This window comes from Polymorphospora sp. NPDC051019 (assembly GCF_040683055.1).
Lineage (GTDB): Bacteria > Actinomycetota > Actinomycetes > Mycobacteriales > Micromonosporaceae > Polymorphospora > Polymorphospora lycopeni.
In genome coordinates this window covers 98,249-124,134 of the sequence record NZ_JBFBCH010000009.1, presented here as the reverse complement: position 1 = coordinate 124,134, position 25,886 = coordinate 98,249, and the positions used below count along the sequence as shown (strand labels likewise).

23 protein-coding genes, 1 tRNA gene and 2 pseudogenes are annotated in these 25,886 nt (G+C 72.3%); 16 read left to right on the top strand and 10 right to left on the bottom strand.

Going from position 1 to position 25,886, the window contains the following annotated elements; genetic code table 11:
* Positions 1 to 16: 16 nt before the first annotated feature.
* Positions 17 to 1,744, bottom strand: coding sequence for a metallophosphoesterase (locus AB0M79_RS18115; protein WP_364214592.1), 1,728 nt, complete (start codon positions 1,742 to 1,744; stop codon positions 17 to 19).
* Positions 1,745 to 1,839: 95 nt separating this feature from the next.
* On the opposite strand from AB0M79_RS18115, the gene AB0M79_RS18110 reads away from it, so the two are divergent.
* From AB0M79_RS18110 to AB0M79_RS18090, 5 genes are all read left to right on the top strand, one after another.
* Positions 1,840 to 1,915, top strand: a tRNA-Thr gene (locus AB0M79_RS18110).
* 421 nt (positions 1,916 to 2,336) lie between these two features.
* On the top strand, positions 2,337 to 4,118 hold the full coding sequence (locus AB0M79_RS18105) for a bifunctional UDP-sugar hydrolase/5'-nucleotidase (protein WP_364214589.1): 1,782 nt from the start codon (positions 2,337 to 2,339) through the stop codon (positions 4,116 to 4,118).
* Between the two features lie 158 nt (positions 4,119 to 4,276).
* Positions 4,277 to 4,780, top strand: coding sequence for a DUF2231 domain-containing protein (locus tag AB0M79_RS18100; RefSeq protein ID WP_357538223.1), 504 nt, complete (start codon positions 4,277 to 4,279; stop codon positions 4,778 to 4,780).
* Positions 4,777 to 5,388, top strand: a complete 612-nt coding sequence (locus AB0M79_RS18095) for an Hsp20/alpha crystallin family protein (protein ID WP_364214585.1) — start codon at positions 4,777 to 4,779, stop codon at positions 5,386 to 5,388. The genes AB0M79_RS18100 and AB0M79_RS18095 overlap by 4 nt, the downstream gene beginning before the upstream one ends.
* Positions 5,385 to 6,554, top strand: a complete 1,170-nt coding sequence (locus AB0M79_RS18090) for a glycosyltransferase family 9 protein (RefSeq protein ID WP_364214582.1) — start codon at positions 5,385 to 5,387, stop codon at positions 6,552 to 6,554. The genes AB0M79_RS18095 and AB0M79_RS18090 overlap by 4 nt, the downstream gene beginning before the upstream one ends.
* A gap of 20 nt (positions 6,555 to 6,574) precedes the next feature.
* Here the strand turns inward: AB0M79_RS18090 and AB0M79_RS18085 are convergent.
* Positions 6,575 to 7,423: pseudogene (locus tag AB0M79_RS18085) on the bottom strand (glycosyltransferase); the annotation flags it as partial.
* Complete coding sequence (gene rfaE2, locus AB0M79_RS18080; protein ID WP_364214579.1) at positions 7,407 to 8,942, bottom strand: D-glycero-beta-D-manno-heptose 1-phosphate adenylyltransferase; 1,536 nt, start codon at positions 8,940 to 8,942, stop codon at positions 7,407 to 7,409. The gene rfaE2 and the pseudogene AB0M79_RS18085, both read right to left, overlap by 17 nt.
* A 122-nt stretch (positions 8,943 to 9,064) precedes the next feature.
* On the opposite strand from rfaE2, the gene AB0M79_RS18075 reads away from it, so the two are divergent.
* Positions 9,065 to 9,613, top strand: coding sequence for a type 1 glutamine amidotransferase domain-containing protein (locus tag AB0M79_RS18075; RefSeq protein ID WP_364214576.1), 549 nt, complete (start codon positions 9,065 to 9,067; stop codon positions 9,611 to 9,613).
* Positions 9,614 to 9,669: 56 nt separating this feature from the next.
* Here AB0M79_RS18075 and AB0M79_RS18070 read toward each other — a convergent pair whose 3' ends face one another.
* Positions 9,670 to 10,971: an MFS transporter gene (locus AB0M79_RS18070; RefSeq protein ID WP_364214573.1), complete on the bottom strand. Its 1,302-nt coding sequence runs from the start codon at positions 10,969 to 10,971 to the stop codon at positions 9,670 to 9,672.
* Positions 10,972 to 11,106: 135 nt separating this feature from the next.
* On the opposite strand from AB0M79_RS18070, the gene AB0M79_RS18065 reads away from it, so the two are divergent.
* Both AB0M79_RS18065 and AB0M79_RS18060 read left to right on the top strand, forming a co-directional pair.
* Positions 11,107 to 11,595, top strand: coding sequence for a MarR family winged helix-turn-helix transcriptional regulator (locus AB0M79_RS18065; protein ID WP_364214570.1), 489 nt, complete (start codon positions 11,107 to 11,109; stop codon positions 11,593 to 11,595).
* A complete protein-coding gene (locus tag AB0M79_RS18060) occupies positions 11,592 to 13,226 on the top strand; it encodes an MDR family MFS transporter (protein WP_364214567.1) in 1,635 nt (544 codons plus the stop codon). The genes AB0M79_RS18065 and AB0M79_RS18060 overlap by 4 nt, the downstream gene beginning before the upstream one ends.
* A gap of 33 nt (positions 13,227 to 13,259) precedes the next feature.
* On the opposite strand, the gene AB0M79_RS18055 is transcribed toward AB0M79_RS18060, so the two are convergent.
* Positions 13,260 to 13,754 carry an NUDIX domain-containing protein gene (locus tag AB0M79_RS18055; RefSeq protein ID WP_364214564.1) on the bottom strand — a complete coding sequence of 165 codons (495 nt, stop codon included), beginning with the start codon at positions 13,752 to 13,754 and terminating at the stop codon, positions 13,260 to 13,262.
* An 87-nt stretch (positions 13,755 to 13,841) separates the two neighbouring features.
* Here AB0M79_RS18055 and AB0M79_RS18050 point away from each other — a divergent pair, with 87 nt between their 5' ends.
* Positions 13,842 to 14,420, top strand: coding sequence for a hypothetical protein (locus AB0M79_RS18050; RefSeq protein WP_364214561.1), 579 nt, complete (start codon positions 13,842 to 13,844; stop codon positions 14,418 to 14,420).
* Between the two features lie 15 nt (positions 14,421 to 14,435).
* Here AB0M79_RS18050 and AB0M79_RS18045 read toward each other — a convergent pair whose 3' ends face one another.
* A complete protein-coding gene (locus tag AB0M79_RS18045; RefSeq protein ID WP_364214558.1) occupies positions 14,436 to 14,846 on the bottom strand; it encodes a crosslink repair DNA glycosylase YcaQ family protein in 411 nt (136 codons plus the stop codon).
* 40 nt (positions 14,847 to 14,886) lie between these two features.
* Here AB0M79_RS18045 and AB0M79_RS18040 point away from each other — a divergent pair, with 40 nt between their 5' ends.
* Positions 14,887 to 15,279: a PPOX class F420-dependent oxidoreductase gene (locus AB0M79_RS18040; RefSeq protein ID WP_364214555.1), complete on the top strand. Its 393-nt coding sequence runs from the start codon at positions 14,887 to 14,889 to the stop codon at positions 15,277 to 15,279.
* Between the two features lie 17 nt (positions 15,280 to 15,296).
* Here AB0M79_RS18040 and AB0M79_RS18035 read toward each other — a convergent pair whose 3' ends face one another.
* A complete protein-coding gene (locus AB0M79_RS18035; RefSeq protein ID WP_357538244.1) occupies positions 15,297 to 16,211 on the bottom strand; it encodes a Ku protein in 915 nt (304 codons plus the stop codon).
* Between the two features lie 185 nt (positions 16,212 to 16,396).
* On the opposite strand from AB0M79_RS18035, the gene ligD (AB0M79_RS18030) reads away from it, so the two are divergent.
* The 3 genes from ligD (AB0M79_RS18030) (at position 16,397) to AB0M79_RS18020 (ending at position 19,495) form a co-directional block, all read left to right on the top strand.
* Positions 16,397 to 17,338 (top strand): non-homologous end-joining DNA ligase, encoded by a 942-nt coding sequence (gene ligD, locus AB0M79_RS18030; RefSeq protein WP_364214552.1) that lies wholly within the window; start codon positions 16,397 to 16,399, stop codon positions 17,336 to 17,338.
* The gene (gene ligD / locus AB0M79_RS18025) at positions 17,325 to 18,239 is read left to right on the top strand and encodes a non-homologous end-joining DNA ligase (protein WP_364214549.1); all 915 of its coding nucleotides are present in this window, start codon (positions 17,325 to 17,327) and stop codon (positions 18,237 to 18,239) included. The genes ligD (AB0M79_RS18030) and ligD (AB0M79_RS18025) overlap by 14 nt, the downstream gene beginning before the upstream one ends.
* A gap of 530 nt (positions 18,240 to 18,769) precedes the next feature.
* A complete protein-coding gene (locus tag AB0M79_RS18020; protein ID WP_364214546.1) occupies positions 18,770 to 19,495 on the top strand; it encodes a helix-turn-helix transcriptional regulator in 726 nt (241 codons plus the stop codon).
* Between the two features lie 127 nt (positions 19,496 to 19,622).
* Here the strand turns inward: AB0M79_RS18020 and AB0M79_RS18015 are convergent, their stop codons facing one another.
* On the bottom strand, positions 19,623 to 21,302 hold the full coding sequence (locus tag AB0M79_RS18015) for a DNA repair helicase XPB (protein WP_364214543.1): 1,680 nt from the start codon (positions 21,300 to 21,302) through the stop codon (positions 19,623 to 19,625).
* 209 nt (positions 21,303 to 21,511) lie between these two features.
* Between AB0M79_RS18015 and AB0M79_RS18010 the strand changes: the two genes are divergently transcribed.
* Positions 21,512 to 21,763 (top strand): hypothetical protein, encoded by a 252-nt coding sequence (locus AB0M79_RS18010; RefSeq protein WP_364214540.1) that lies wholly within the window; start codon positions 21,512 to 21,514, stop codon positions 21,761 to 21,763.
* A 10-nt stretch (positions 21,764 to 21,773) separates the two neighbouring features.
* On the opposite strand, the gene AB0M79_RS18005 is transcribed toward AB0M79_RS18010, so the two are convergent.
* Positions 21,774 to 24,188, bottom strand: coding sequence for a helicase-associated domain-containing protein (locus AB0M79_RS18005; RefSeq protein ID WP_364214537.1), 2,415 nt, complete (start codon positions 24,186 to 24,188; stop codon positions 21,774 to 21,776).
* A gap of 184 nt (positions 24,189 to 24,372) precedes the next feature.
* Here AB0M79_RS18005 and AB0M79_RS18000 point away from each other — a divergent pair.
* Both AB0M79_RS18000 and AB0M79_RS17995 read left to right on the top strand, forming a co-directional pair.
* Positions 24,373 to 24,498: pseudogene (locus AB0M79_RS18000) on the top strand (succinate dehydrogenase/fumarate reductase iron-sulfur subunit); the annotation flags it as partial.
* A gap of 176 nt (positions 24,499 to 24,674) precedes the next feature.
* Positions 24,675 to 25,061 carry a cold shock domain-containing protein gene (locus AB0M79_RS17995; RefSeq protein WP_357538256.1) on the top strand — a complete coding sequence of 129 codons (387 nt, stop codon included), beginning with the start codon at positions 24,675 to 24,677 and terminating at the stop codon, positions 25,059 to 25,061.
* Here the strand turns inward: AB0M79_RS17995 and AB0M79_RS17990 are convergent.
* Positions 25,022 to 25,858 (bottom strand): 1,4-dihydroxy-6-naphthoate synthase, encoded by an 837-nt coding sequence (locus tag AB0M79_RS17990; RefSeq protein WP_364214534.1) that lies wholly within the window; start codon positions 25,856 to 25,858, stop codon positions 25,022 to 25,024. The two genes, AB0M79_RS17995 and AB0M79_RS17990, sit on opposite strands and share 40 nt — an antisense overlap.
* Between the last annotated feature and the right edge of the window lie 28 nt (positions 25,859 to 25,886).

Genomic DNA, 25,886 nt, shown 5'->3' with positions numbered 1-25,886 from the left:
CCACCACCGGCCGCGGTCAGCGGATGACGAAGGGCTCCTCGGCGAGCCGTACGGTCAGCGGGGTTTCCGGCTCCAGCCACGGCGCGTCGTACGGGCCGTCGGGGTTGGGCCGCCAGCGGCGGCAGACCTTGTCGACGGCGACCGGATAGCCGGTCAGCGTGCCGTCGGCCGCGATGTGCACCCGCAGGAAGCTCTTGGCGTCCTCGATGCCCTGCCCGGCGAAGAGTTCGTTCAGGTTGACCTTGAACTTGCTGGCGATCAGCAGGTACGCCGCCGTCACCTGGCTGGCCACCAGCCCGGCCACCGGCGCGTAGAGCAGGGCGGCGACGAGCAGTGGCAGCGGCCACGCCCAGTCGTGGAACGGCAGCCGCAGCCAGACCAGGGTGCCGCCGATGGCGAGCGCGATGTGCGCCAGGCCGTGGGCGGTGCCGAGGATCCAGTGCGGCGTACGGCGGCTGCCGGACGCGCTCGGCGGCTTGGCGAACAGGGCCGCGCCGAGCAGAGTCGTGATCAGCACCAGGGCCAGCGGGATGCTGAAGAGCCGCTGTTCGGTGCCGCTGACCCGCTCTTCCGCGAAGCTGGTCATGGCGAGCAGCAGCAGGGCGTGGAGTCCGCCGAGCAACGTGGTGAAGCCGGGGTTGCGCAGCGGCAGCTTGCCGAAGATGCCCCACCCGAGCCGGCGGGACTTCCGCGCGGTCGGGTAGCGGGCGGCGAGGTCGTACTCCTGCGTGGTGCTGGACCGGCGGGCGAGCGTGCGGCGCGGCGGCACCTCGATCCGTTCCGGCAGCTTGTGGGTGGGGTAGAGGTAGGCGCCACCGCCGCCGCAGGTGACCAGCTCGCGGTCCGGGCCGGAGTAGCGGGCGTAGTGGTGCAGGTCGCCGGAGACGATCAGGCGGACCTGCGCCCCGGTCGGCTTGATGACGGTACGGATGAAGTAGTCGACCGCGTCGTACGCCTGCGGTTCCTCGACGGCCTTGACCCAGGTCGGTGCCGGTACGGCGAGGATGACCCGGTCGTCGGGGCCGAGCCGGGTGGCGGCCTTCTCGAAATAGCTGAGCTGCGGATCGTCGAGGTATGCCCCGAACTGCTCGTCGATGGCGAACAGCCACCAGTTGGCCGGCAGTTCGACGGCGAAGTACGAGCGGGACTGCTTGGTCCGCCAGCCGCCGATGCTGGCGTCGCGGTGCCGGGTGAACAGGCGCAGGAAGGCGGTCAGCCCGTCGTACCAGTCGTGGTTGCCGGGCACCGCGTAGAGGCTCGGCCGGGGCTCGGCGCTGCCGGGCAGCGCTGCCTGGTACGGCCCCTTGCAGCGGTCCTCGTACGCCGACCCGCTCGCGGTCGGATAGACCTGGTCGCCGCCCATCAGCAGCACCTGGCCGCGCGGCAGTTGCCGCCCGTCGATCTCCAACTCGGGACGGCCCAGCAGGTACGCCACCGAATAGGTGGCGTCGAAGCCGTCACCGAGGTCGGCGACGTAGTCGAGCCAGAGTTCGCCGTCGGTGCCGGCCTCTTCGAGCACGTCGCCGGGCAACGCGTTCTGGAGTTCGCGCTTGTCGAGATAGGCGCCGAACAGGATCGCCAGCAGCGTACGCAGACCGGTGCTGAGCAGCAGGAACGGGCCGAGCCAGGGGACCGGCCCGCGTGGGGTGAAGCCGAGTTCGTGCGGGTCGAGGCTGCGCGGCCGGGGGCGCCCGTCGTGGTTCGGTTCGACCGGTGGGGGTGGTGTGGCGCGGTCATCCGTCACGGATCGGCAGCCTAGCCGCTGTGCGGGGTGCGGTGCGCCCGTCGGTCGTCGGGTCGCGTACACTGGTCCGGCGCGGTGCACCAGCATGCGCGCGTGCCGCCTTAGCTCAGTCGGTAGAGCACGATACTCGTAATATCGGGGTCAACGGTTCGATTCCGTTAGGCGGCTCCAGATGAAGCGCCCCACCGGTCGGTGGGGCGCTTTTTGATGCCACCGGGCACCCGGTTCACGGCGCGTTGGCGTACCGTTCATCGCGCTTGCCGGCCATCCATTCTTGTTACCAGTTAGTTATGAAGGTCACTGGTTGAGCGCGGATCGGGCGCGACGCTACCGGTTGGTCCGGCTTTCCGGTCGGATGGAACCTCCTAAATGGTCATTGGTGCGCTATGTCGGCTCTGTCAGCCTTGAAGGCTTTGGTCGAGTATCGCAACCAGCCGTAACAGCGCTCCGTCTTGACGTGCGCGCCGAGATTCCCGATCGTGACGGTCGACGTCTTCACCCGCGACTCCCGGCCCCGCACCATCGGGGCCGCGTCACGCGTCGGCACCGGCGGCTGTCGATCCGGTGGACCGGCGCGGCAACAGGAGGATTCATGCGCAAGTCACCCCTGCGCGCGTTCGGCGCGGCGACCGGCGCCGCGCTGCTCGCCATGGGTGCGATGGCGACACCCGCGAGTGCCGCCCCGGCCACGACCGAGATCCAGATTCTCGGCTTCAACGACTTTCACGGCCGCCTGGAGGCCACCGCCGCCACCCCGCCCGTCGGCGGTGCCGCCCAGCTTGCCGGCCTGATCAATTCGCTGCGTACGGAGAACCCGAACACCCTCGTGGTCTCCGCCGGCGACAACATCGGCGCCTCGCCGTTCATCTCCGCCGTGCAGCAGGACAAGCCGACGCTCGATTTTCTCAACGTGATCGACCTCGACGTGTCGGCGGTCGGCAACCACGAGTTCGACAAGGGCTTCGCCGACCTCGACGGCCGGGTGAACGACCTGGCGAACTTCCCCTACCTCGGGGCGAACGTCTACAAGGGCGGCTCGCCGGCGCTGGAGGAGTCGTTCGTCAAGACGGTCGACGGGGTCAAGGTCGGCTTCGTCGGCGTGGTGACCGAGGAGACCGCGTCGCTGGTGTCTCCGGACGGGATCGCCGGCATCGAGTTCAAGGACCCGACGACCGAGGCCAACCGGGTGGCCGCGAAGCTCAAGGCCGAGGGTGCCGCCCTCGTCGTGCTGCTCGCCCACGAGGGCTCCGAGGCCACCGACTGCGCCGGGGTCGCCAATGAGGCCACCGACTTCGGCAAGATCGTGAAGGGCGCGAGCGCGAACATCAACGCCATCGTCTCGGCGCACACCCACCGGGAGTACAACTGCTCCTACCCGGTCACCGGGCTGGGGCACGAGCGGGTGGTCCTGCAGTCCGGCCAGTACGGTGCGCTGCTCGGCCAGCTCAACATCACCGTCACCGACGGTGCGGTCACCGCGATCGAGGCCGAGAACGTGCCGGTCAGCGGCATCACCCCGGACCCGGCGGTCGCCGAACTGGTCGCCAAGGCCAAGGCCGAGGCCGACGTGATCGGGCTGGTCGAGGTCGGCGAGATCACCGCCGACATCACCCGGGCCAAGAACGCCGACGGCTCGGAGAACCGTGGCGCCGAGTCGACGCTCGGCAACTTCATCGCCGACGTGCAGTTCGAGCAGACCAAGGCCGACGGCCGTGGTGGCGCCCAGATCGCCTTCATGAACCCGGGCGGCCTGCGGGACGACCTGCTCAAGGGCGACGACGGCGTGGTCACGTACGCCGATCTGGCGGCCGTCCAGCCGTTCGCCAATGACCTGGTCACGGTGACCCTGACCGGCGCGCAGATCAAGTCGGCGCTGGAGCAGCAGTGGCAGCCGGCCGGCTCCAGCCGCCCCTACCTGCACCTCGGCGTCTCGAAGGGCTTCAGCTACGTCTTCGACCCGGACGCCGCCGCCGGCAGCCGGATCGTCCGGATGACGCTGAACGGCACCGCCATCGACCCGGCCGGCACCTACCGGGTGACGATCAACTCGTTCCTGGCGTCCGGCGGTGACAACTTCGCCGCGCTGGGCGAGGGCACCAACCGGACCACCACCGGTGACAACGACCTGACCATGCTGGTCGCCTACTTCGAGGCGAACAGCCCGATCACCGCAGACACCGCCAAGCGGGCCGTGCACGTCGACGACGCGCCCCCGGCCGGTGGCGGCGGTGGCGGCGACGACCCGGGCCTGCCGGTCACCGGTGCCGCCACGACGGGCATCGTGACCGTCGGCCTGCTCCTGCTGATCGGTGGCGTCGTCGCGGCGTACTTCGCCCGGCGCCGGCGGGTCGTGCTCACCACCCCCGAGGACTGACCTCCCCGAGGGCCGAACGACCGTTTCGACACGCGGGTGGCCCGCTCTCCGACCGGAGAGCGGGCCACCTCCGCGTTTGTGTCTCCCCTCGACGGGTACGGCAGTGGCCCACGCCGGGGCTGTCGCGGCCGCGCCGGCCGAGGCTGGGAGAACGACCAATGGAGAGCCGTCTCAAGGTGCTGGGCCATCCGGTCCATCCAATGCTGGTGACACTGCCGGTCGGGCTGTTCGTCACCGCCGTGATCTTCGATGTCATCGACGTCGCCGGCGGACCACGGATCCTCGGCGAGGTCGCGTACTGGAACATCAGTGTCGGCCTGATCGGCGGCATCCTCGCCGCCGGCGCCGGGGCGGTCGACCTGCGGGCCATCCCGCGCAACACCCGGGCCAAACGGATCGGGGTCATGCACGCCCTGGTCAACACGGCGATGATCCTGCTGTTCGCGGGTGTCTGGGTGGTCCGGACGGCCGCCGACCAGCGGGTGGCCGGCGGCGGGCTGCTGGCCATCGAGATCGTGGCCATCGCCGGCACCGGGGTGGCCGCGTGGCTGGGCGGCGAACTCGTCGACCGGCTCGGCGTCGGCGTCGACCGGGAGGCCGACCTGAACGCCCCCAACTCGCTGTCCGCCACCCGGCTCGGTCGCGCTGGGGGCGACCGGTGAACCGATCGCTGCTGAAGGCACGCCCCGAGTGGGGCTGGAATCCGGTCGAGGACCTGCGGACGCTGCGGTCCGGGCTGAACCGGGTGCTGGCGACGCTGACCGGTGGTCGGGTCGGCCGCTCGGACGCGGAATTGACCCCGACCGACGGCGGTTACACGGTGGTCGTACGGCTGCCCGGTGTCGCGCCCGAGGAGGTCGCCGTCGAACTCGACGACCGGGAACTGTGCGTTCGTGCCCGGACGCCGGAGGAGGTCGACGCCGACAACGGCATCCCGGACGGCGCGGGTTCCAGCCGGGCCTTCGAGCACCGGATCGACCTGCCCGCCGACGTGGACCTGTCCCGGGTCGACGCGGTGATGGACCACGGGCTGCTCACCGTCACGCTGCCCCGGGGCACCCGGGTGCTGCGCCGTACGATCGTCGTCGGCCGCCGGCAGTACGAGCCGGAGCGGCCCGCCGGGGCGCGACCGGAGCCGGCGGCGCGGACACCGCCACCCGAGCCGAAGTCCCCACCCGGTCCGGTCACGATCCCCGATCCGGTCGCCGACCGGGAGATGCACCGGCCGGACGTGTCGTTTCCCACCGCCGGCGGGCAGATCGGCTGGTGACCGGCACCGGCCTCGTCGAGGGGGTACGCCGGATCGGCGTACTGCGGGCCAACGCCCTCGGCGACTTCATCTTCGTGCTGCCGGCCCTGGAGGCGCTGCGGGCCGCGTACCCGGGGGCGGAGCTGGTGCTGCTCGGCGCCCCCTGGCACGCGGACTGGCTCACCGGCCGGCCCGGTCCGGTGGACCGGGTGGTCGTCGTGCCGCCGACCGGCGGCGTACGCGGGCCGGTCCCCGGTGAACCCGATCCGGCCGGGCAGGAGGCGCGCTTCGCGGCCCTCACCCGGCGGGAGGGTTTCGACCTGGTGCTGCAACTGCATGGCGGCGGGCGCAACAGCAACCCGTTCGTCCGCCGGCTCGGCGCCGGGCTGACCGCCGGCCTGCGCGCCCCCGACGCGCCGCCGCTGGACCGCTGGCTCCGCTACGTCTACTACCAACCGGAGGTCGTCCGCTATCTGGAGGCGGTCGCCCTGGTCGGCGCGGAGCCGGTCACGCTGACCCCGTCGATCGGGGTCACCACCGCCGACCGGGAGGAGGCGGCGGCGGTCGTCGGCGTTCCGGCCGCCCCGCGGGCCGTGTTGCATCCGGGTGCCAGCGATTCCCGGCGCCGCTGGCCGCCGGACCGGTTCGCGCAGATCGCCGACCGGCTCGCGGCCGACGGGTTCGAGGTGCTGGTCACCGGTACGCCGGCCGAACGCGACGTGGTCGAGGCGGTCCGCGCCGCCGCGCGTGCCCCGGTCCGCCCGCTGGTCGGCGTGCTGTCGCTGGGCGGCCTCGCCGGCCTCTTCGCGGACTGTGCGGTGGTGGTCTCCAACGACACCGGCCCGGTGCACCTGGCGGCGGCGGTGGGGACGCCGACGGTCGGGATCTACTGGATCGGCAACCTGATCAACTGTGCGGCGGGGGTGCGTGGCCGGCACCGGGCGCTGGAGTCGTGGACCGTCCACTGCCCGGTCTGCGGGCTGGACTGCACCCGGGACCTCTACCCGGACCGGCCCGGCGGCGGCAGCACCTGCGACCACCGGGAGTCGTTCGTCGCCGAGATAACGGTGCGCGAGGTCCTCGACGCCGTGGAGGACCTGCTCCGGCACGCCCGGACTCAGCCGGCGCGGCTCGGCACGCCCGGCCCGGTCGCCGGCAGGCCGGCCGGCCCGGTCGCCGGCGGGTAGTCCGTGCCGGCCCCGTCGCCGAGCACCACCTGCCAGCACTCCACGCCCCGGTCGGTGAGCGTGGTCGGCGACTCCAGGTGGAAGGCGCCGCTGGGCAGCACGCCCGCCGCGCCGTCGCGCTCCATCACCCGTAGCTGCGCGGCCACGTCCTCGCCCTGATGGTCGGCGGGCACCCGGGGCCAGAAGTCGAACCCGCCGGCGCGGACGAGCCCGGCCCGGTCGAAGAGGACGCAGCCGCCGATCCAGGCGACCTTGTAGGCCCGCCACTGCCCGGGGCCGAGGCCGAGCCGGTCGGCGATGTGCAGCAGGTTGGCGGCGGAATGCAGCCGCCACCGGTCCCAGCCGGGCCCGCCGGAACGGATCCGTTCGGGTTCCGGCCGGCCGGGCCACTCCTCGTACGCCGCCTGTTCCGCCGGCCGCAGGTCATCCAGATAGGACAGGCCCTGTACGGCGTTGCCGACGAAGCCGCAGCCGAGCCGCCCGATGGCGGTGACCAGCCGGTCCACCGCCCCGGGTTCGAGCCACACGTCGTCGTCGAGGAAGAGCACGTAGCGGGCCGCCGAACCGGCGAGCAGGAAGGCCCGCTGCTCGGCCATGCCCCGCGCCGGCAGATGCCGGGCCAGCAGCACCGGATGGCCACGGTGGCGCAGCACCCGGGCCATCGCGGCGGCTGCCGGATGCGCCCATGACGGCTCGCCGTCGGACTGGTCGCTGATCAGCACCCCGAATCCGGCCGGGCCGGGCTGTCCGGCCAGCCCGGACAGCGTGGTGGCCAGTTCGGCGGGCCGGTTCCGGGTCGGGATGAGCACGTCGAGCAGCCGGCCGGCCCGGAAGGCGGCCGGCTCGCCGGGGTCAATCGGCCGGGTCAAGGCTGCCAACCCTGCTCCTGGACCGGATCCGCTCGATGATCGCCGAGGTGGAGCGGTCCGGTACGTACCCGAGGATCCGTACCTCGCCGCCGAGCCCACGGACCAGGGGGGCCTCGGGGACCAGATCGGGCGGGTAGTCGCCGCCCTTGACATACACCTCGGGCCGGACCGCGCGCAGCAGGTCGGCCGGCGAGTCCGCGGCGAAGGTCACCACGTGGTCCACACACGACAGCGCGGCGAGCACGGCGACCCGGTCCTCGACCGGGTTCACCGGCCGGTCGCGCCCCTTCAGCCGGCGGACGCTGTCGTCGGAGTTGACCGCCACCACGAGCACGTCGCCGAGTTCGGCCGCCTGTTCGAGGAACCGGACGTGGCCGCGGTGCAGCATGTCGAAGCAGCCGTTGGTGAAGACGATCCGGGCGCCGGCCGTCCGCCGCCGGTCGACCGCGGCGACCAGGGCGGCGGCGTCGACGACCGGACGCCGGGTGGTGCCGGTCGGGCCGGGCGCGGCGACCAGCCGGTCCCGGTCGCAGACGCAGGTGCCGGGGCCGTCCAGGGTGTGGCTGGCGGCCGACTGCGCGATCCCGGCGGCGACCCCGGCCGGCACCCCGGTGGTCAGGGCCAGAGTGATCGCGGCCAGGTAGACGTCGCCGGCACCGACCGCGTGGCTCGCCGGCACCGGGTCGGCATGGCTGCGGTACGGGCTCCCGACCCCGTCGCTGACCACGGCCCCGTCGACGTCGAGGGTGAGCGCGACGACGTCGGCCCCGGTCCGTCGGCGCAGCTCCGGCAGGTACGACTCGGCCAGCGCCACCCGCTCCGCCGACCCGGCGGCCGGCCCCGGCGGGCTGCCGGGGGGTGGCCCGGAACCGGGCCGCAGCGCCGCGTGTGCCTCGCCGAGGCTCGGGGTCACCACCGTCGGGGCGAGGCCGCCCCAGGGAGCCAGGTCGTGCGCGTCGAGCGCGACGGTGTCGAAGCGGTGCCGGTGGGCGAGCAGCCAGGCGCGTACCGGCCCGGGCAGCGCGCCCAGCCCGTAGTCGCAGATCACCAGGGCGGCGCCGGGGCCGGTGACCTCGTCGACGCTATCGGCCAGCGCGTCGAGGAGCAGCCGTACGGCGTCGTCCGGCAGCGGCCCGGCCGGCCCGCCCTCGTCCTCGCGTACCAGGATCTGGTCGGCGGCGAGCAGGCGGCGCTTGACCGGGGTGGGGTGGCCGGGGCGGAGCAGGGTGTGGTCACGTACCCCGGCCCGGTCCAGGCAGGCGCGGACCTCGCCGCCGGCGGTGTCCGCGCCGACCGGCGCGACGAGGGTGGCCCGGGCGCCGAGCGCGGCGACGTTGACGGCCGTGTTCGCCGCCCCGCCGGCGCTCGCCAGCCGGTGCCGCAGGGTGAGTACGGGGGCGGGCGCCTCGCGGCAGAGCCGGTCGGTGTCGGCGAACCGCCACTCGTCGAGCATGGCGTCGCCGACGACCAGCACCTCCCGGTCGGCCCAGTTGTCGACGACGGCGGCGACCTCTGACATGCCGCTGCGCATCCCCGCCGGTGCCGCGGGTCAAACGTGAGGCGGACGACGCGGGCCGGTGTTTGGGCCACCGACCTGCGGAGATTGAAAAAGGGAGCCACCGACGAGACGGGAGATCAACCATGGGTACGACACTTCAGGGCCGCCGGATCGCCTTCCTCGCCACCGACGGCGTCGAGGAGATCGAACTGACCGAGCCGCGGGCGGCGGTCGAGGAGGCCGGTGCGACGGCCGACCTGATCTCGTTGAGTTCCGGCACCATCCAGGCGTTCGAGCACCTCGACAAGGGCGGCACCCACGGGGTCGACCGGGTGGTGGCCGACGCCGACGTCGCCGACTACGACGCCCTGGTGCTGCCCGGCGGCGTGGCGAACCCGGACTTCCTGCGTACGGACACCGACGTACGGCGGTTCGTCCGGGGGTTCTTCGACGCGGGCAAACCCGTCGCCGCCATCTGCCACGCGCCGTGGACGCTCATCGACGCCGGGGTGGTCGAGGGGCGCACGCTGACCTCGTGGCCGACCCTGCGTACGGATCTGACGAACGCGGGGGCCACCTGGGTGGACGAGGAGTGTTTCGTCGACCGGGGGCTGGTCACCAGCCGGAAGCCGGACGACCTGCCGGCCTTCTGCCGCACGATCGTCAAGGAGTTCGCCGGGGCACGTAGCTGAGCCTGCCGTGGGGCCGTCCCGGGCGCCGGTCGGCTCCCCGGGGCGGCCCTGCCGGGTCAGGACGGGGCTGGGCCGCTGCCCGCCTTTGCCGCCCAGGCCGCGTCCTCGGCCTCCTTGCGGGCCCGTCCCTCGCGCCCGTCGTAGCGCAGGAACGACGGCATCAGGGCGGCCAGGGCCACGGTGCCGAGCACGCAGAGCACCCCGCCGGAGACGATCGAGCCGTTGATGCCGAGCCAGCGGGCGGACAGGCCGGAGCGGAGCTGCCCCAGCAGTGGGCCGGTCGTGTACGACAGCATCTCGATGCCGGCGAGGCGGCCGCGCAGGTGGTCGGGGATGGTCTGGTTCCAGATGATCATGCGGAAGAGGCCGGAGATCATGTCGGCGGCACCGGCCAGGGCGAGGAAGAGCACCGCCAGCCAGAGCGTGTCGACCACCCCGAAGCCGATGATCGCCAGACCCCACGCCCCGGCCGCGAGCACGACCATCAGCCCGTGCCGGTGCACGTACCTGGTCCAGCCCGAGCTGACCGTGGCGACCAGCGAGCCCACCGCCGGGGCCGCGTAGAGCAGGCCGAGCACCGCCGGGCCGCCGAACTTCTCCGCAATGAACGGATACAGCGCCTGCGGCATGCCGAAGAACATCGCGTTGATGTCGACCAGGTAGGTGCCGAGCAGTTCGGGGCGGCTGCGGGCGTACCGCAGGCCGGTCACCACCGACCGCAGCGACGGCCGGTCGGCGTCCGGTGGCGGCGGCACCGCCCTGATCAGGGTCAGGAAGACCAGTGACACGGCCAGGGTGCCCATGGTGATGGCGTACACCCAGGTCAGGTCGACCGAGGCGATGAGAATGCCGGCGACACCCGGTCCGCCGAGTTGGGCCACCTGCATCCGTAGCGCGTTGAGCGAGCTGGCGGCCGGGATCTCCTCGGGCTTGACCAGCCGCGGCGTCAGGCTCTCCATCGCCGGGCGCTGTACGCCGTCGACCGCCGCGGTCAGCGCGGCGACCAGGTAGAGCAGCCACAGGTGCGGCTCGTCGGACAGCGAGTTGAGCAGCAGCACCCCGCAGAGCGCGGTGAAGGCGACCTCGCCGCCGATGACGATCAGCCGCCGGTCGAGGTAGTCGGCGAGCGCGCCGCCGACGAAGGCCATGAAGAGCAGCGGTACGAGTTCGAAGACGCCGATCAGGCCCACCAACAGCGGATCGTCGGTGATCAGGAAGACCTGGTAGGGGATCGTGACGTAGGCGATGAACGCCCCGAACGCGGAGATTCCGCTGGCGGCGAACTGGAACCGGTAGTCGCGCGAGGTCTTGAGCGGGGTGACGTCCAGCGCCACGCGCCGGAGCAGGCCCGTCTTCACGGACGAGATGCTGACCGATCGCCCGTGCCGTGTCGAGCGGGTTTCCCCATGGCCCGAATCACAGCCGGTTCCGTGGGTAAGCCAGCGTCGCCGGTGGCAGAGTGCTTGTAGCAAGCAAGCTTTTTTGGGGTGGCGATGCAGACGACGCACGACCCGGACGCCCAATACGTCGAGATCGGCCGGTCGATCGGGCTGTTCTACCGACGGGTGAACCTGCTCTACCAGCGGCTCCGACCGGATCAGGGCCTGGAGCGGTCCGCCTACACGCTGCTGAGCCGGCTCGGCTCCGCCGGCCCCGCCCGGCTCACCGCGCTCGCCGAAGACCTCGAACTCGACCTGTCGACGGTCAGCCGTCAGGTCACCGCCTTGGAGACCAGAGGACTGGTGACCCGTAGCCCCGATCCCGCCGACCGCCGGGCGAGCGTCATCACCGCCACCGCCACCGGCGTCGAGTCCTACCGGCGCTACCGCGCACAGTGGGTGGCCGCCCTGCGCGACGCCCTCGCTGACTGGACACCGGACGAGCGCGACGAGTTCGCCCGCCTGTTCGCCCGCCTCAACGAATCGATAGCCGTACCGCCCGCCGTGCCGGCACCGGCGAACAACGGGGAGAACGCACCATGACCACCGTCGACCAGACCGCCACGCCGCGGCTGACCCACCGGCAGATCCTGCTGCTGATGGTCGGGCTGATGACCGGCATGCTGCTCGCCGCGCTCGACCAGACCATCGTCGGCACCGCCCTGCCGACCATCGTCGGCGAGCTGGGCGGGATCAACCACTACTCCTGGGTGGTGACCGCCTACCTGCTGGCATCCACCGCCTCCACCCCGCTCTACGGCAAGATGGCCGACCTCTACGGCCGCCGGCCGGTCTTCCTCTTCTCCATCGGCACCTTCGTCCTCGGCTCGCTGCTCGCCGGCTTCGCCCAAGATATGACCCAGCTCATCGTCACCCGGGGCATCCAGGGCATCGGCGCCGGCGGCCTGATGACGCTCGCCTTTACGATCATCTCCGACGTGGTGTCGCCCCGGGAGCGCGGCCGCTACCAGGGGCTGTTCGGCGCGGTCTTCGGCGTCTCCTCGGTCGCCGGCCCGCTGGTCGGCGGATACTTCGCCGAGACCGACTGGCGGTGGATCTTCTTCATCAACGTTCCGCTCGGCGTGGTCGCCATCCTCGTCTGCTATCAGGTCATGAAGTTGGTCCCGTTCCAGCGCCGGGACCACGCGGTCGACTGGCTCGGCGCGGCCCTCATGGTCGCCGCCGTGAGCTGCCTGCTGCTCGCCCTGAGCTGGGGCGGCAACGAGTACGCCTGGGGTTCGCCGGTCATCATCGGCCTGTTCGTCGCCGGTGGCGTGCTGTCGCTGCTGTTCCTGTTCCAGGAATCCCGGGTCGCCGAACCCATCCTCTCGTTGCGGTTCTTCCGCATCCCGACCTTCGCCCTGGCCAACGCCGCCGGCTTCGTGCTCGGCCTGGTGATGTTCGGGTCGATCATCTTCATCCCGCTCTATCTCCAGATCGTCAAGGGCGCCTCACCCACCCGCAGCGGCCTGCTGATGCTGCCGATGATGGCCGGCGTCATCGTCACCTCGGTGCTCTCCGGCCGGGCGATGAGCCGCCGGGGCCGCTACAAGTGGTTCCCGGTGGCCGGCTCCGTCGTACTGCTGGTCGGCATGCTGCTCTTCACCCGCCTGGAGGTCGACACCTCACTCTGGCTCGCCTTCGGGTTCATGGTCGTCATCGGCGTCGGCCTGGGCCTGTGCATGCAGTCGCTGGTCCTCGCCGTACAGAACGGCGTACCACCCCGCGACCTCGGCGCCGGCACGTCCGCGGTCACCTTCTTCCGCTCGCTCGGCGGCTCGTTCGGCGTCGCGATCCTCGGCGCGGTGCTGTCCGCCCGGCTCACCACCGAACTGGCCGACCGGATGCCGGGGGCGATCGCCCAACTCCCGCCCGAGCAGGCGGCGGCCTTCGCCGGCGCCTCCAGCACGAGCTTCTCGGTCAACGAGCCCTCGGTGATCCTCGCCCTGCCGGACCCGATCCGGGCCGCCGTCCAGGAGTCGTTCGTCGACTCGCTGCACGTCGTCTTCCTGGTCGCCGGGCTGATCGCCATCGTCGCCGTCGCGGTCACCGTCCTGCTGCCCGACCACGAACTGCGCGGCGCCATGCCCGCGGCCAGCGACGACGCCCTGCGCAAGGAGCCGCACGACGACGCCGCCGCCGAGATGGAAGCCAAGTCGCAGACGATGATCTGACGCCTACTCGCTTCGCTCGCTCACGCTGGCCGCTCACTTCATCAGCAGTTGGCCCGTCTCCTCGAACGTCGCCAGGTCGGCGAGGACCTCGGCCACCACCGGGGAGATCGGCGCGGGTACGGCGTCGGCGGCGAAGAAGCCGGCGTCGGTGCTCTCCGTCGTCACCCGGGCCAGCTCGCCCTCCCATCGGTCGACCCGGAAGGCGACCACGAAGAGCTGGTAGTTGTGGCCGTACATGTTGGTGTGGGTGTAGTCCGGGCCGGTGTAGAACGCGAACGGCGTCACCTCGGTCGCGGTCAGCCCGGTCTCTTCCCACACCTCACGTATCACGCAGTCCGAAATCGACTCGCCCAGCTCCATCGCCCCGGCCGGCAACGCCCAGATCCCGTTGTCCGAACGCTCGATCAGCAGCACCCGGCCACCGTCGTCACGGACCACGGCCCGCGACCCGACGAACATCAGGGTGCGGTCGCCGGCAAGCGCGCGAAGCTGCCCCAGGTAGGACTCCGCCCACGGAAGGTACGCCATCAGATCACCTTAGAGGCGGCCGATGACCGCGCGGCGGCCCGCCGGACTGGGCAGTGGGCGGGGTGCGCGGTCGGTAACGTGCGGGGCATGGGTGAGACCATGGTCGGGTTCGGTTACAAGCAGGCGTGGCTCGCGGTCCGGGACGGCGACCCGGCGGCGGTGGTCACCGTACTCGGACTGCGTGACCTGGGCACCGTGCCCTGGCGGGACGGCATCGACCTGGCCTACCTGACCGACGACCGGCTGGTGCTCACCCCGCCGCTGCCCGGCGCCCGTGGCTCACACTGGCTGCTGGCCACCGGACGCTGGCTGCTCGGCCCGCGCTCCGCCGTCGACGTCATCGAACTGTCCGCGATCATGCAGACCGAGGTGCAGTTCTTCGCCACCTACCGGGTGTCCGAGGTGCACCGCTGGGAACGTGCCGTCGACGGCGTGTCGGTCCGGGCGTTCGGCTACATCGGCGAGACCGGCGAGGTCACCGAGTGGCGCGGCGACCCCGACGACGCCGAACGGGCGATCGGCCTGCCACCGGAGGTCGACACCGACACCGACATCCTCGTCGCCGAGGACGACGTCATGCGGCTGGCCCGGGCCTGGAGCATCGACCCGACCTCGCTGGACGGCCAGCCGGCACCGGGCCCGCTGCGCGCCACCGCCTGCCCCTGACCGGGCCGCGCCCGCTCAGTCGACGGTCAGGAGCACGTCGGGCACGCCACGTACGGCGGCCAGCCGCTCGGCCTCCACCTCGGCTTTCCGGCGCACCTTGGCCGACAGCGGTTCGAACGGGGGCACGGTGACATCGAGGCGCTTGCGGTTGGCCAGCCGGGCCCGCCAGGTGCCGGCGATCTCGCCGTCGACGAGCAACGCGCCCGGTGCCGCGACCGCCCGCCGGACCTGCCGCTGCCGTTGCCGGTCGGGCAGCAGCAGTTCGCGGTCCCGGGCCTGGCGGGCCGACCCGTACGGCGTGTCCTGCACGCGGAGGTCGAGCACGGCGAGTGCGGCCGGATCGGCGCCGGCCCGGTCGAGCTGCTGCGCCGCCACCCGGTAGGCGAGCATGCGCGACCGGGTGACCTTGATCGGCTGATCCGTCATCCGCCGTCGCCCTTCTCGCGGTCGCTGTAGATTCGGGTCCATGTCGATTCTGACCGAGGCCGATGTCGCCCTGCTCAACGAGCCACACCTCGCCCACGTCGCCACCATCGAGGCCGACGGCTCGCCGCACGTCACGCCGGTGTGGGTGGACACCGACGGCGAACGGATCATCTTCAACACGGCCAAGGGCCGGGTGAAATACGACAACATCCTGCGCGACCCGCGGGTGGCGGTGTCGGTGGTGGACAAGAACAACGACTACCGGACGCTGTGGGTGAAGGGGACGGCCGAGTTCGTCGACGAGGGGGCCGACGAGCACATCGACAAGATGGCACAGAAATACCTGGGCCAGCCGACGTATCCGATGCGGAAGCCGGGCGAGCAGCGGGTGATCGTACGGATCACGCCGACCGAGCGCCTCGGTCAGGGCTGAGCCCGCCGGGACGGCGGTCAGGCGGTCTTGCGGGTCGGGGTCCGGGCGGACCCCGCCTTCTTGGCCGCCGTCTTCTTCGCGGCCTTTCGGGGCGCCGCCTTCTTCGCCGCCTTCTTGGCCGGGGCCTTCTTCGGCGCCTCCTCGGCGGGTTCGCCCCGGGCGACCCTGGCCCGCTCGACCGAGGCCCGCAGCGCCGCCATCAGGTCGACGGCGGCCGCCGGCGCCTCCTCCACCTCTTCGGGCTGTACGACCTCGCGGCCTTCCACCTTGGCGTCGATGACCTCCTGCAACGCGGCGCGGTAGTCGTCGGTGAACGCGTCGGGTTCGAAGTCGCCGGCCATCGAGTCGATCAGCGAACTGGCCATCGCCAGTTCCGGCGGGCGGACCTGGATGTCGTCGTCGAGGAAACCGAACGACGGCTTACGGATCTCGTCCGGCCACAACATCGTGTTGAGCAGCAGTACGCCTTCGCGGACTCGTAGCGTGGCGAGCTGTTCGCGCTGCCGCAGCGCCACCTTGACGATCGCGACCCGGTCGGAGTCGGTCAGCGCGTCGCGCAGCAGCACGTACGGCTTGGTGGCCGCACCCTCGGGTTCCAGGAAGTACGCCTTGTTGTAGAGGATCGGGTCGACCTGCTCGGCGGGCACGAACTCCATGACGTCGATGGCGTGCGAGGTGGTCAGCGGCAGGTCGGCGAAGTCCTCGTCGGTGAGGATCACCATCTCGCCACCGCCGATGTCGTAGCCCTTGGCGATGTCGTCGTACTTGACCTCTTCCCCGCAGATCGAGCAGGTGCGCTTGTAGCGGATCCGGCCGCCGTCCTCGCGGTGCACCTGATGGAAGCGGATGTCCTTTTCCTCGGTGGCCGAGTAGAGCTTGACCGCGATCGAGACAAGACCGAACGAGACGGCACCCTTCCAGATAGCCCGCATGTCGCTCCTTACCCCGCTCCACCGCTGGAGATACCCGGCCTGACCTGTGGAAATCCGCCGTACCGGGGCCGGAGCAGCCCGGTATAGACCAGGATCGCACCGGGGGGCCCCGAGCGGGAGGGTTTCCCTCCGACGGCTGGCGGATGTGTGGCCTGGCCAGGCCGGATTCGTCCTACGATGGGCAGGTGCCGGCCCCGCCGCGTAAGCCGATGCTCGCCGTCACCGGCGACCTGCCCACCGGCCCCGGCTGGGGCTACGAGTTCAAGTGGGACGGCGTCCGGGCGCTGGCCGACGTCGCCGCCGGCGGCGGCCGGTTCTTCGCCCGGTCCGGGGTCGAGATCACCGTCGCCTACCCCGAGTTCACCGCCCTGACCAGGCTGTTCGACGACGTCCAGTTCGACGGCGAGATCGTCGTGCTCGACGAGGGTGGCGTGCCGTCGTTCACCGCGCTGGCCGAGCGGATGCACGTACGCGACCCGGGCCGCGCGGCGCGGCTGGCGGCGACCGTACCGGCGATGTACATGATCTTCGACCTGCTCCGGCTGCGGGGCGTGGACCTGACCGGACGGACCTATCGGGAGCGGCGCGCGGAACTGGACGGGCTGGACCTCGCAGGACCACGCTGGGCGGTACCTCCGACGTTCACCGACGGCCCCGCGACCTACGCCGCCGCCCGCGAACACGGCCTGGAGGGAGTCGTCGCCAAACGGCTCGACTCCGCCTACCGTGCGGGGGTGCGTACCCCCGACTGGGTCAAGACCAAGGTCGAGGTGACCGCCGACTTCGTCGTCGGCGGCTGGCGACCCGGCGCCCGCCGGCTCGGCGGGCTGCTGGTCGGGGTGCCCGGCCCGGACGGGCGGCTCACCTACCGGGGCCGGGTCGGCGGCGGCATCGGGGCGGCCGCCGAGCGCGACCTGCTCGCCGAACTCGAACCGCGCCGCGCCGACGCCTCACCGTTCGCCCCTGGAGTGTCGCGCGAGGACGCCCGGGGCGCCCACTGGGTACGCCCCGAGGTGGTCGTGGAGGTGAAGTACGGCCAGCGCACCCCCGACGGCCGGCTGCGCTTCCCCCGCTTCCTGCGGCGCCGCCCCGACCTGCGACCGGAGGACGTCGATGGCGAGTGGTGACCGGATCAGGGTCGAGGTCGGCGACCGCGAACTCGACCTGTCCAACCTCGACAAGGTGCTCTACCCGGCGAGCGGGTTCACCAAGGGTGAGGTGATCGACTACTACACCCGCGTCGCGCCGGTCCTGCTGCCACACCTGCGCGACCGCGCACTGACCCGCATCCGCTATCCCAACGGCGTCGACCAGCAGTTCTTCTTCGAGAAGAACGCCCCGGCGAGCACTCCGGACTGGGTGCGGACCGAGCGCCTGCCGGCACCCGGTTCAACCAAGAACCGGGAGAAAATCGACTACGTGGTCGCCGACGACCTGCCGACCCTGGTCTGGCTCGCCAACCTGGCCGCCCTGGAGTTGCACACCCCGCAGTGGCGGATCGGCACCCACCCCGACCTGATGGTGGTCGACCTCGACCCGGGTCGCCCGGCCGGCCTGCGCGAGTGCTGCGGCGTCGCGCTGTTGCTGCGCGAACGCCTAGCCGCCGACGGCCTGGTCAGCCAGCCCAAGACGTCGGGCAAGAAGGGCATGCAACTGTGCTGCCCGATCTCCGCCGGGCAGTCCGCCGAGGTGGTCAGCGACTACGCCCGGCGGATCGCGGAGGAACTGGAACGGACGGCACCGAAGTCGATCACCTCGAAGATGGCCCGCAACCTGCGTCCCGGCAAGGTGTTCATCGACTGGAGTCAGAACAACGCGGCCAAGACGACCGTGGCGCCGTACTCGCTGCGCGCCGAACCGCAACCCTTCGTCTCCACCCCGCTGACCTGGACCGAGGTCGAGGCGGCGGCCGACGGCGACGCCCGGGCCGTCCGCCCGTTCACCGCCGCCGAGGTCCTGGACCGCGTCGACCGGTACGGCGACCTGATGGCCGACCTCGTCACCCCCGGCCCCGCCCTCCCCACCTGATGCCCCCACCCTGACCCCACCCACGCCGGCCAGCCGATCGTCCAGTCCGGCCACCCGGCCCGGCCGACCGCCTAGTCCGGCCACCCGCCCCGGCCGACCGCCCGCCCCGGCCACTCGCGCCTGCCGACCAACCGCCCAATCCGGCCGATTGCCCGATTGCCCGATTACCCGATTGGCCGATTGTGCGGTCGGGCGGCCCGGACGGCGGCGGGTCGGCCGTTGGTGAAGCCCGACTGCCTCGCGGTAGGGCTCTCCGGCCGGGCACGACATAGCTGTCCGAGACAACAGCGAATTCGCTGTCTTAACAGCGAATTCGCTGTGGACCACATCAGCAATACCTGCCCTGCGCGCGCCCCGACCGGCCTCGGCCCTGCCGATCCCGCCCGGTGTGGCTCAGGGCCGGCCTTCCGCCCCACCCCTGCCCGCCTGCCCGAGCCCCAGATCCTCAACGGCTGGAGTTATCCACAGCGTTTTCCACAGGGTGGGCAGGCAGGGTGGCACGCGACGGCGGACCGCGCCACGATCAGGCGGTGAGTGACGACCGAGCCGTCGCCGCGGCGCCGGCCGGGCGACTCAATCTTCGGCTGGGGCAACTGCTCCGCCTCGAACGGGAGCGGGCGCGGCTTTCACAGCGGGCGCTGGCGGCCCGTGCCGGCACCTCCCAGCAGTGCGTCTCCCGTTTCGAGACCGGCTTCCACGCCCCGACGACGGCCGTCGTCGAACGGCTCTTCGAGGCGCTCGGCTGCCAGGTGCGGGCCGATGTCGAAGCGCTCGACGCCGATCTCGACGAGAGCATCGCGGTGGCCCGCCGGGAACGGGACGACGACATCCGGTTCATGCTGGGCAACCTCGGGAGCCTGCTGCGCTGGTCCGGCGGCCTCGACTACGTCATCGACGGCGAACTGGCCGCCGCGTTGCAGGGCGTGCCGGTCCGGGTGACCCGCGCCGACGTCGCGGTCGCCGCGGCCGACCTGCCCCGGTTGACCGACTGGATCTTCACCTTGCCGAACTGCGAGCGGTGGAACGAGCGGTGGCGGGACTTCGTCGGCGCCGACCGGGACCCGAACCGGCCCGGCCCGCTGCGCTGGTGGACACCACTGGCCGAGCTGCGGGTACGGCTGCTGGAGACCTGGCCGACGCCGGTCCCGGTGGTCGCTGGGGCGGAAGAGGTGCCGGTCCGGCCGCTGCTCGACGTCCTCCGCGACGACCCGCAACTCGACCGCGTCGCGCGCCGCGCCAGAGTGCTCGGCGCCTGACACCCACCCTCAGCGCCGGCGGCCCGCTACGGCCATCCGCGAGTCACGGCCGCCGACACGGCCATCCGCGAGTCACGGCCGCCGACACGGCCACCCGTCGCGCACGCCCGCCCCGGCGATCCCCGGATCAGTCTGTCGACGGCAGCGGCGGGCCGAGCACGTCGTCGGCGTCGACGATCGTGTACGCGTACCCCTGCTCGGCGAGGAACCGCTGCCGGTGTGCGGCGTACTCGGTGTCGATCGTGTCCCGGGACACCACCGTGTAGAAGTGCGCCTGCCGTCCGTCGGACTTCGGCCGCAGCACCCGGCCGAGCCGCTGTGCCTCTTCCTGCCGGGACCCGAACGTGCCGGAGACCTGGATCGCCACCGCCGCCTCCGGCAGGTCGATGGAGAAGTTGCCCACCTTCGAGATCACCAGCGTCGACACCTCGCCGGAACGGAACGCGTCGAAGAGCCGTTCCCGCTCCTTGTTGGTCGTCGACCCCTGCACGATCGGCGCGTCGAGGAACTCGCCGAGCTGGTGCAACTGCTCGATGTAGGCGCCGATGACCAGCACCTGCTCGCCGTGGTGCCGCTCGACCAGGCGGCGGACCACGGGCAGCTTCGTACGGGCCGTCGCCGCCACCCGGTAGCGCTCCTCCGGCTCGGCGACCGCGTACGCCATCCGTTCGGCGTCGGTCAGCGTGACCCGTACCTCGGTGCACTCGGCCGGGGCGATCCAGCCCTGTGCCTCGATGTCCTTCCAGGGCGCGTCGTAGCGCTTCGGCCCGATCAGGGAGAAGACGTCGCCCTCGCGGCCGTCCTCGCGGACCAGGGTCGCGGTCAGGCCGAGCCGGCGGCGGGCCTGCAGGTCGGCGGTGAACCGGAAGATCGGCGCCGGCAGCAGGTGCACCTCGTCGTAGACGACCAGCCCCCAGTCGCGGGCGTTGAAGAGGTCGAGGTGGGTGAAGGCGCCGCCACGCCGCGAGGTCAGCACCTGGTACGTCGCGATGGTGACCGGCCGGATCTCCTTGCGTTCTCCGGAGTATTCGCCGATCTCCTCCTCGGTCAGCGATGTCCGGGCGACCAGTTCCCGCTTCCACTGCCGGCCGGCGACGGTGTTCGTGACGAGGATCAGCGTGGTCGCCTTCGCCTCGGCCATCGCCGCCGCCCCGACCAGCGTCTTGCCGGCGCCACAGGGGAGTACGACCACGCCGGAGCCGCCGGCCCAGAAGGTGTCGACCGCCTCGCGCTGGTAGGACCGCAGCGTCCAGGCCGGCCGGCCGTCCTTGCCGGCCTCGGCGAGGTCGATCGGATGCGCCTCACCGTCGACGTAACCGGCCAGGTCCTCCGCCGGCCAGCCGAGCTTGAGCAGTGCCTGCTTGAGCCGTCCACGTTCGGACGGGTGCACGACCAGGGTGTCGTCGTCGACCTTGGCACCGAGCATGCCGGCAAGCTTCTTGCTCTTGGCCACCTCGATCAGCACCATCCGGTCCAGGGCACGCAGCACCAGACCGTGGGTGGGGTGGTTGACCAGTTGCAGCCGGCCGTACCGGTCCATCGTCTCGGCGACGTCGACCAGCAACGCGTGCGGTACCGGATAGCGGGAGAACTTGATCAGGGCGTCGACCACGCCCTCGGCGTCGTGGCCGGCGGCCCGCGCGTTCCACAGCCCGAGCGGCGTGAGCCGGTAGGTGTGCACGTGCTCCGGCGAGCGCTCCAGTTCGGCGAACGGCGCGATCGCGATGCGGCAGGCCTGCGCGTCGGGGTGGTCGACCTCCAGCAGAAGAGTCTTGTCGGACTGGACGATCAGCGGACCGCTGTTCACGCCGGTTTTCCCCCTCGACCGCGCGGAAAGGACCCTCCAGTGTTGCACGCACGGGACGGTTCGGCGCCGGTCCGCGGCGGCCGCCCACCGGCCGTCCGACCTGCCCTGACGGGGCGAACCCGGAGCGGACTCCGGGGCGAAAACCCTGTCAGAAGCGCCGTGCGGCTGCCAGTCTGGATGGAACCGGCTGGTGGAGACGGGGAGGGCGCATGTCAGTGGATGGTGAGACGGCCCGCCGAACCGAGCCGGGGTACGCCACGTCCGACGATCCGGCGCCGGTGTCGCGCGCCACGATCGTCGCGTACGGCTGTGCCGCCGCACTGCTCTTCGGCTGGTTCCTCTTCGGCTGGCTGGTCCAGCAGCAGGGCTTCGTCGACTCGGTCGGCGAGGCGCTGGGCACCGCATCCGCCCTGCTCCTGCTGGTGTCGATCGTCGGGATGGCACGCCGCCACCGACGATGAGCGGGTCAGGTCACTCCTCGACGACCGCCGCGGTGATCCGGTGCAGGGCGAACGTGTGCAACGTCTCCGTCCGGTCGTCCTCCGCGCGCAGGTAACCGCCACCGATCGACACCGGTCGCAGCAGCCGCGACGTGGTGCCGCCGTGCGCGTCGACGTATCCGACCCAGACCTGGGACCGGTCCCGGACCGCCTGCTGCAGCACCGCCAGCGCCTGGGTGTGGGCCTGCACGGTGGTCAGCCGCTCGCCGTTGCGCCCACCCGCTGTCCGCATCGTCGCCGGCGCCCGGCGGGCTGCCCGGGCGGCGGCGTCGCCGCGGCGGAGCTGTTCGACGATGCCCAGCACCCGGGGCTGGGTGAGGGCCGGCGCGGCCAGCGGGTCGGCGCCCCGGTCGGGCGTACGCAGCGGTGCCCGGCGGACCTTCGGCCGGGACAGCACGGCGGCGCCGCTCGCGTCCTCGGGCACGGGTGCGTAGCCGGCCTCCCGGAGCGTGGCCAGCAGCCGACCGGCCTGGTGCGGGGTCACCAGCACGGTCGGGGCCAACCGGCGCAGCGCCAGCACCGTCAGCCGCCGGTCGGCGAGTGCCTGGGTGAGCAGCGCCTCGTCGTCGCTGCGCAGGTATGACCCGGCCGGCCCGGCCCGCAGCCCGCCGTGCTTGCGGGCGGTGTCGTCGACGAGGTAACGCAGCGCCTGCGGCACCGGGGTACGCGACCGGCGGTCGAACAGTGCGTGCAGGTCGTCGGCGGAGTATCCGGCGTCGAGGGCACGGCGGACGCTGGCCGGGGTGACCCGGTAGACGCTGGCCCCGCCGGCTGACTCGGGCTCGGCGACGGCGTCCAGTTCGGCGGCGAGCGCCGGTTCCGGCGGACCGGGTACGACCACGGTCAGGTCGGCCTGCACCAGCAGGTGGTCGACCGGGGCGGGCAGCAGCCCGTCGAGCGCCCGGGCCACCGCCGGCAGGTCGGCCGGGCTGCCGACGGTCGACCGTACGCCCAGCGGGTCCTCCTCGACGGTGGACGTCCGGTCCGGTGCCGTCTCGGCGAGCAGCACCCGCCCGAAGCTGGTGAGCGCGCCGAGCCCGGTCACGCCGAGCTGGGCGGCCTCGGCCAGCGCGTCCCGGTAGGCCGACTCGCGGCCACGCCCACGGCGTGGTGCTTCCCAGGCGAGCAGGTCCAGCACCTCGTCGGCGGTCGGCGCGGCACCGGGGGCGAGGTCGGCGAGCACACCGAGCGCGGCCCGCCGGGCGGCCGGTGCCGAACCACGCCCGACCTCGGTGGATAGTACGGCGATCGGCCGGTCCCGGTCGTCGCGCTGGCCGACCAGGCCGGCCTGGCGGGGCATTCCGAGCCAGCCACGGGCCAGCTGCTCCCAGCGGGCCGACAGGGGCAGCACCCGCCACACGTCGTAGCCGGTGGTCGGCAGGATCTGGCTGTCGCCGCCGGCCCGACCACCCGCTCCGGGCACGTCGGCCGGGCCGAGCAGCCCGGCCGCGTATCCGACCTCGATCAGCAGCGCGGCCGGCGCGTCGTCGAGGCCGGCGGCCTTCGCCAGCCGGCGCAGTTCGCGTACGCCGATCCCGCCGGACCGCAACACCGGTGCCGGCTCGGCGGCCAGCGCCTCGGCCAGTGCCTCGACGTGCCGGATGACCTCCATGGCCTGGCCGGCGCCGGCCGAGTCGACGGCCTTGGGTTCCCGGCCGGCGGGGACCGGGACGGGTGGCCGGGGATGCAGCGGGCCGAGCGCCCCGGTGTCGCGGCGCAGCAGCAGCCCGACCTCGCGGGGCAGTTCGACGGCGTCGGCGTCGACCGAGAACGCCCCGTCGGTGATCGTGACGAGAAGCCCGTTGTCGAGCAGCCAGCCGACGGCGGCACCGGTGGCGGGCGAGCCGACCGGCGGGCCGGCGGCGAGCCGGTCGAGGACCGCCCGGGCCGGCTGCGGGGCGGCCAGCACCGTGCGGCGCAGCCGCGCCGGGTCCGCGACCAGGGCCGCCGTGCGCGAGTCGAGGTCGGCGGCCGGTCGCCCCAACCCCGCCGGGTACGGCGAACAGACCTCGTCGACGGCGTCGACGAGCCGCAGCGTGCTTTCCGGGCCGTAGACGATGAACCGGGCCCGGAGCCGGTCGAGGGCGGCCCGGGCGGTGGCCGCGTCGACGCCCTGCGCCGGTACGGCGGCCAGCGCCAGCACGGACTCGACCGAGGTGGTGCCCTCGTCGGCGGTGCGGGCGAGGCGTACGGCGTCGAGGACCTGCAGCGTGAACCGGTCGAGCCCGTCGAGCGCCCGGGCCACCGAGACCCGCGACTGGGCGCGTGCGGCCAGCGCGCCGATGTCGGTCGGCACGGGTACGACGAGATCGGGGCGCAGGCGCAGCAGGGCGCCGAGCGCTTCGTCGGGCAGCGCCCGGAGTTGGTCGGCGAGGGTGGTGGTCATCGTCTTTCCACGCTATCCGGCCGGACGTGGATGATGGGCCTCGGTCGCTCGTGCGGGTGGCGTGCGACGATGATCAGGTAAGGAACGGCGGGGAGGGAGTTTCAGCATGGCTCGGGACGGCGGACGGCGGGTGCCGGAGCGTGGCGCGGCGGGGACGGCGCGGGACACCAGGGTCAAGCCGGTGAAGCAGGGACACCTGGCGGTCACCGAAATCACCTTCTCCCGACCGGGTGGTCCCTCCCCGTTCGGCGACGACGTGCAGTTTCCGCTGCCGGTGGAAGACCTGAACTACACGCACGTCAGTCGCTGAGTCCGGCGGGGAAGTGATTGTCGTCACGTCCCCTGGCCGGTCCGGGAAGCATCTGTCCCGGTGCGGGCGGCGACCGGTGGGGCTTCGGCCGGCCCAGGCGGATTCTCGGGCGCACTCGACGGGTTCCTACGGATAGCCTTGTCAGGTCCGTAATTTCGACGAAGCAGGGGTCATCGGTGCCGACGGGGCGAGTTAAGTGGTACGACGCGGCCAAGGGCTACGGGTTCGTCACCAGTGACGAGGGTGGCGACGTCTTCCTGCCGAAGGGCGCGCTGCCGGCGGGTGTGACGGAACTCAAGGGTGGCCAGCGGATCGAGTTCGGGCTGATGGACAGCCGTCGGGGTGCGCAGGCGCACGGCGTGAAGCTGCTCGACGCCCCACCGTCCATGGCGGAACTTCGCCGGCGTCCGGCCGAGGAACTGCACGGGCTGGTCGAGGACATGATCAAGGTGCTCGAGGCCAAGGTGCAGCCCGACCTGCGGCGCGGCCGGTTCCCCGACCGCAAGACCGCCCAGAACGTCGCTCAGCTCGTCCACGCGGTGGCCCGCGAGCTGGAGATCTGAGGCGTCAGACCGGCGTCGGCGGCCCGGCGCAGCAGCGCGTCGACCGCCGCGTGCCCGTCGCGGCCCAGGTCGGCGGTGAAGTCGTTGACATACAGCGCGATGTGTCGGTCGGTGACGTCCGGCTCCATCTCCTGGGCGTGCGCCATCACGTAGTCGCGGCTGGCCGCCGGGTCGGCCCACGCCTGGCGCACCGACTCGCGGATCCAGCCGGCGGCGGCGACCGGGTCGACGGCCCCCCGCCGGGCCAGGATCGCGCCGAGCGGGATCGGTAGCCCGGTGTCGTTCTCCCACCATTCGCCGAGGTCGACCAGGGCGGTCAGGCCGTAGCGGGGATAGGTGAAGCGGGCCTCGTGGATGACGAGGCCGGCGTCGTACCGGCCGGCGGCCACGCCCGGCATGATCTCGTGGAAGGGCACGACCTCGATCCGGGCCGGCGGGTGGTCCGCCGCCCAGAGCCGGAAGAGCAGGTACGCCGTCGTCCGGTCGCCGGGTACGGCGACGGTCGCCCCGGTCAGGTCGGTGGTGGCGGCGTCGGTCCGGGCGAGCAGGAGCGGGCCGCAGCCCCGGCCGAGGGCACCGCCGCAGGGCAGCAGCTCGTAGTCGTCGAGCAGCCAGGGCAACGCGGCGTAGCTGACCTTGACGATGTCGTACGCACCCCGCTCGGCGGCGGTGTTGGTCACGTCGACGTCGGCGTAGGTGACGTCGACCGCCGGCGCCCCGGGCACCAGGCCGTGGACGAGCGCGTGGAAGACGAAGGTGTCGTTGGGGCACGGCGAGATGGCCAGCGAGATCGTCACGCCCCCCACCGTATCCAGCGGCTGGCCG

Excerpts from the sequence above, each read along its gene's own strand:
- ligD (WP_364214549.1), top strand. The coding sequence starts at position 17,325 with ATGGCGAGTGGTGACCGGATCAGGGTCGAGGTCGGCGACCGCGAACTC.
- AB0M79_RS18005 (WP_364214537.1), bottom strand. The coding sequence starts at position 24,188 with ATGACCACCACCCTCGCCGACCAACTCCGGGCGCTGCCCGACGAAGCG.
- AB0M79_RS18045 (WP_364214558.1), bottom strand. The coding sequence starts at position 14,846 with ATGACGGATCAGCCGATCAAGGTCACCCGGTCGCGCATGCTCGCCTAC.
- AB0M79_RS18065 (WP_364214570.1), top strand. The coding sequence starts at position 11,107 with ATGCAGACGACGCACGACCCGGACGCCCAATACGTCGAGATCGGCCGG.
- AB0M79_RS18050 (WP_364214561.1), top strand. The coding sequence starts at position 13,842 with ATGGGTGAGACCATGGTCGGGTTCGGTTACAAGCAGGCGTGGCTCGCG.
- AB0M79_RS18075 (WP_364214576.1), top strand. The coding sequence starts at position 9,065 with ATGGGTACGACACTTCAGGGCCGCCGGATCGCCTTCCTCGCCACCGAC.
- AB0M79_RS18010 (WP_364214540.1), top strand. The coding sequence starts at position 21,512 with ATGTCAGTGGATGGTGAGACGGCCCGCCGAACCGAGCCGGGGTACGCC.
- AB0M79_RS18105 (WP_364214589.1), top strand. The coding sequence starts at position 2,337 with ATGCGCAAGTCACCCCTGCGCGCGTTCGGCGCGGCGACCGGCGCCGCG.
- AB0M79_RS18055 (WP_364214564.1), bottom strand. The coding sequence starts at position 13,754 with ATGGCGTACCTTCCGTGGGCGGAGTCCTACCTGGGGCAGCTTCGCGCG.
- AB0M79_RS18040 (WP_364214555.1), top strand. The coding sequence starts at position 14,887 with ATGTCGATTCTGACCGAGGCCGATGTCGCCCTGCTCAACGAGCCACAC.
- AB0M79_RS18035 (WP_357538244.1), bottom strand. The coding sequence starts at position 16,211 with ATGCGGGCTATCTGGAAGGGTGCCGTCTCGTTCGGTCTTGTCTCGATC.
- AB0M79_RS18060 (WP_364214567.1), top strand. The coding sequence starts at position 11,592 with ATGACCACCGTCGACCAGACCGCCACGCCGCGGCTGACCCACCGGCAG.
- rfaE2 (WP_364214579.1), bottom strand. The coding sequence starts at position 8,942 with ATGTCAGAGGTCGCCGCCGTCGTCGACAACTGGGCCGACCGGGAGGTG.
- AB0M79_RS18100 (WP_357538223.1), top strand. The coding sequence starts at position 4,277 with ATGGAGAGCCGTCTCAAGGTGCTGGGCCATCCGGTCCATCCAATGCTG.